The sequence below is a fragment of the Marinimicrobium sp. UBA4509 genome, from assembly GCF_002388575.1.
Classification (GTDB): Bacteria; Pseudomonadota; Gammaproteobacteria; order Pseudomonadales; family Cellvibrionaceae; genus Marinimicrobium; species Marinimicrobium koreense.
In genome coordinates this window covers 26,858-30,503 of record NZ_DGMV01000029.1, presented here as the reverse complement: position 1 = coordinate 30,503, position 3,646 = coordinate 26,858, and the positions used below count along the sequence as shown (strand labels likewise).

Annotated in this window: 4 protein-coding genes; 2 read left to right on the top strand and 2 right to left on the bottom strand. The window is 57.3% G+C overall.

All coding sequences use genetic code 11. From position 1 onward, the window contains the following. A partial coding sequence (locus tag B3520_RS03685; protein ID WP_286804373.1) for an efflux RND transporter permease subunit occupies positions 1-276 on the top strand: 276 nt, incomplete at its 5' end. Between the two features lie 315 nt (positions 277-591). Here B3520_RS03685 and B3520_RS03680 read toward each other — a convergent pair. Next, positions 592-1,242: an MBL fold metallo-hydrolase gene (locus tag B3520_RS03680; RefSeq protein ID WP_353743476.1), complete on the bottom strand. Its 651-nt coding sequence runs from the start codon at positions 1,240-1,242 to the stop codon at positions 592-594. Between the two features lie 63 nt (positions 1,243-1,305). On the opposite strand from B3520_RS03680, the gene B3520_RS03675 reads away from it, so the two are divergent. After that, the gene (locus tag B3520_RS03675; RefSeq protein ID WP_286804371.1) at positions 1,306-1,866 is read left to right on the top strand and encodes a hypothetical protein; all 561 of its coding nucleotides are present in this window, start codon (positions 1,306-1,308) and stop codon (positions 1,864-1,866) included. A gap of 172 nt (positions 1,867-2,038) precedes the next feature. On the opposite strand, the gene B3520_RS03670 is transcribed toward B3520_RS03675, so the two are convergent. Beyond that, positions 2,039-3,646, bottom strand: a 1,608-nt coding sequence (locus B3520_RS03670; RefSeq protein ID WP_286875437.1) for a vitamin B12 dependent-methionine synthase activation domain-containing protein, incomplete at its 5' end; no start/stop codon positions are given.

Here is a 3,646-nt window from a genome sequence, read left to right as displayed (position 1 = left end):
AGATCAAGTCTGAACTACTACATGTCAGGTGATCTGGCGTCTTCCATTATCGAGGGGGCACTACTACGCCTGCGTCCCGTGCTGATGACTGCGCTGGTTGCTAGCCTGGGTTTCGTGCCCATGGCGCTTAACACTGGAACTGGTGCCGAGGTGCAGCGTCCGTTGGCCACTGTAGTCATCGGTGGGATCATTTCGTCAACATTGCTGACGCTGCTGGTGCTGCCCGCGCTCTACAGTCTCGTCCACGGCGGGAGCCGCGCAAACCGGAAAGCTTAACAGAGGTAACCCTGGAGGTCGTGCGACCTCCAGGGCTTTTTTAGTCTCGCCACTACTACCGCTCATCATCCTCATCTGGTTAATCCCCCCTCCAAAACTTCCTTGTTGACGTTGGCTGGTATTTGACCGACTAACGAAATACGGTCGAGGCGTGTAAATCGACCAACTTGCAGACCTGCGCCGTCGTGGAGCGCGATTCAACTGTTGCCCCACTTGGCGTGAGGGATAGTTTGACAATGGGGTGTCTCTTGTAGCCAATCTCGATGGGTACGATACAAGCGTTTATACCTGTCTCTCTCTCGCCCGGAGTTCGTTTTAGAAGTGGTTTAGAGGGAGTTTTAGGTAGCTCATGCCGTTGTCCTCTTTTGGCGGGAAACTGCCTGCCCGCATGTTGATCTGAATGGAGGGTAGAATCAACTTCGGCATGCCCAGTGTGGCATCGCGTTTTTCACGCATCGTCACAAACTCGTCTTCGTCGACGCCCTCGTGAATGTGGATGTTGTGCTGCCGTTGCTCTCTTACGGTAGTTTGCCATTGATGGTGATCGCGTCCCTCGGATAGGTAATCATGGCACAGAAACAACCGAGTCTCGTCGGGCAGCGCGTACAGCTTTTGTACCGAGCGGTACAGAGTCCGGGCGTCGCCGCCGGGGAAGTCTGCTCGTGCAGTGCCGTAGTCCGGCATAAACAGCGTGTCGCCCACGAAGGCCGCATCCTCAATTACGTAAGTCAGGCAGGCGGGCGTGTGGCCGGGGGTATGCATGACTCGAACATTCAGTTCTCCAATCTTAAACTCGTCTCCTTCTTCGAAGAGTTCATCGAACTGTTTGCCGTCCTGTGAAAACTCCTGACCCACGTTGAAGATGTTTCCAAACTGGCAGACTGGCTCAAAGGCCAACGTCGCAACCCGGTCAAACTCTACACCTTTGGCGCACCCCGTGTCGGGCTGGAAGGCTTTGCTCGGCATCTGACGAACAGGGCCCTCTCGAGCAATATTTACCGTGTCTACCATAAAACCGATCCCGTCCCGATGATTCCGGTTTACCCCTACCGCCACCCGCCATCACCCGGTGATGGCTATCACATTCCCTGGGGCCGAGGCGCCATTTCCTTCGCCGCCCACCGTATCGGTCACTATGTGGACAGCACTCGTCAGTGCAGTTGGTTGGCGTTGAAAGGACGTCCCAACCCCGAGCTGGGAGAAGAGGCGCTCAAACAATGGTTGTCCCGAGACACGCTGGATAATCCCACGGATCCGTCGGTTTGGGAGCGGATCAATAGTGCGATGGCATGGGTGCTGAGGAAAATCAGCGTGGTGTTTGTGGCGCCGATTCAGGCGGCATTGATGGGCGGGCTGACCTTGGCGGACCGAATTGCGCTGGCCTTGCGGCAGGGCGTTGATGCGTCCAAAGACGCCGGGTTCTGGGTGTTGCGGTTGATGCGACGGATTATGAAGCTCTTGGGCTTTGGGGCGATTGCGGAGACGACGGCGGAGCTAACCAGAGAGCTCATGCGTTGGGTGCTGATCCGGTTGATCGATCGAATGACCCAGATGGCGCAGCGGGCTTTGCGGCAGTTGCGGGGTGGGTAACGGCGCTCTGTAGCTTAGTTTGTTTCGGTGCCCCTTCTGGGACGGGTAACGGCGGATGCGGGCTTCGCCCTTATCCGCCCTACGCGAGCTGCCGTGGTATCCGTAGGGGCCGAGCGCAGCGATTAAACCCCGCATCCGCCGTAAAGTCACTTGAAAGTGAATATTTTGGTGATCACTCGGTCCCCGGTTCATACCCAAGCACCGGGCTCAACCAGCGCTCCATTTCGGTCAGGCTCATGCCTTTGCGCTTGGCCAGGCTTTCCACCTGATCCTTCTGGATTTTCCCCACATTGAAATACTTGGATTTCGGGTGGGAGAAATACCAGCCGGAGACCGCGGCGGTGGGGTACATGGCAAAGCTGTCGGTCAGTTCGAGGCCGGAGTTCTTCTCCGCATCCAACACCCGGAACAGCGTCGCTTTCTCGGTGTGGTCCGGGCACGCGGGGTAGCCCGGGGCAGGGCGGATGCCCTGGTATTTTTCCCGGATCAACTCGTCGTTGCTCAACGTCTCATCCGGCTGATAGCCCCAGAACTCGGTCCGTACCCGGCGGTGCATATGTTCGGCAAAGGCCTCGGCCAGACGGTCGGCCAGGGCTTTGACCATAATTGCGTTGTAGTCGTCCCCGGCCGCTTCGTACTCCTTCGCGAGCTCTTCGGCACCGATACCGGCGGTGACCGCGAAGCCACCGATATAATCCTGCTTGCCAGAGTCCTTGGGCGCCACAAAATCGGCCAATGAATAGTTGGCCGGATCGTTACCGGGTTTCTGATTCTGTTGACGAATGTGGTGCAGAGTGTCGATCACCTTGCCCTTGTCATCATAAATTTCAATGTCATCGTGATTGACCGTGTTGGCGGGCCAGAGGCCGATGACCCCGCGCGCTTTCAGGCGTTTCTCGTCAATCAGCTTGCGCAGCATTTTCTTTGCGTCGTCAAACAGGTTGCGGGCGGCTTCACCGACGATTTCATCATCGAGAATTTTCGGGTACTTGCCGACCAGATCCCAGGACATGAAGAAGGGTGTCCAGTCGACGGTATCCAGCAGGTCTTCCAGTGGGTAATCATCAAAAACCTTCAGGCCGGTAAAGGTCGGGGCAGGGGGCGTGTAGTCGTCCCAGGCCATCGCCGGTGCATTCTCGATCGCTTTCGGGTAGGTGCGCAGAGTGCCGCGGGGTTTGCGGTTGGCGTTGCGCTCGCGCACCTTGTCGTATTCGGCCTGCAGGTCGGCAACGAACTTCGGGCGGTTGGCATCGGAGAGCAGGCTGCCTGCCACGCCAACCGCGCGGGACGCGTCAGCCACATAGACCACCTGGTTCAGGTTGAACGCCGGGTCGATTTTGACCGCTGTGTGGGCTTTCGACGTGGTGGCGCCACCGATCATCAATGGTTTATCAATACCCTGACGCTGCATCTCCCGGGCGACATTCACCATTTCATCCAGCGACGGAGTAATCAGACCGGACAGGCCGATGATGTCGCAGTTCTCCTCTACGGCCACCTTGAGGATTTTTTCGGTCGGAACCATCACGCCCAGGTCGACCACTTCGTAGTTGTTACATTGCAATACGACCCCGACAATGTTCTTGCCGATATCGTGCACATCCCCTTTGACCGTGGCCATCAGAATTTTGCCGTTGGGTTTGCTGGCCTCGGTTTTCTCCGCTTCGATAAAGGGCTGGAGGTAAGCCACGGATTGTTTCATCACCCGGGCGGACTTGACCACCTGGGGAAGGAACATCTTGCCCGCACCGAACAGATCGCCGACCACGTTCATGCCGTC

Coding starts and splice junctions, on each gene's coding strand:
- B3520_RS03680 (WP_353743476.1), bottom strand. CDS start 1,242: ATGCCGAGCAAAGCCTTCCAGCCCGACACGGGGTGCGCCAAAGGTGTA.
- B3520_RS03675 (WP_286804371.1), top strand. CDS start 1,306: ATGATTCCGGTTTACCCCTACCGCCACCCGCCATCACCCGGTGATGGC.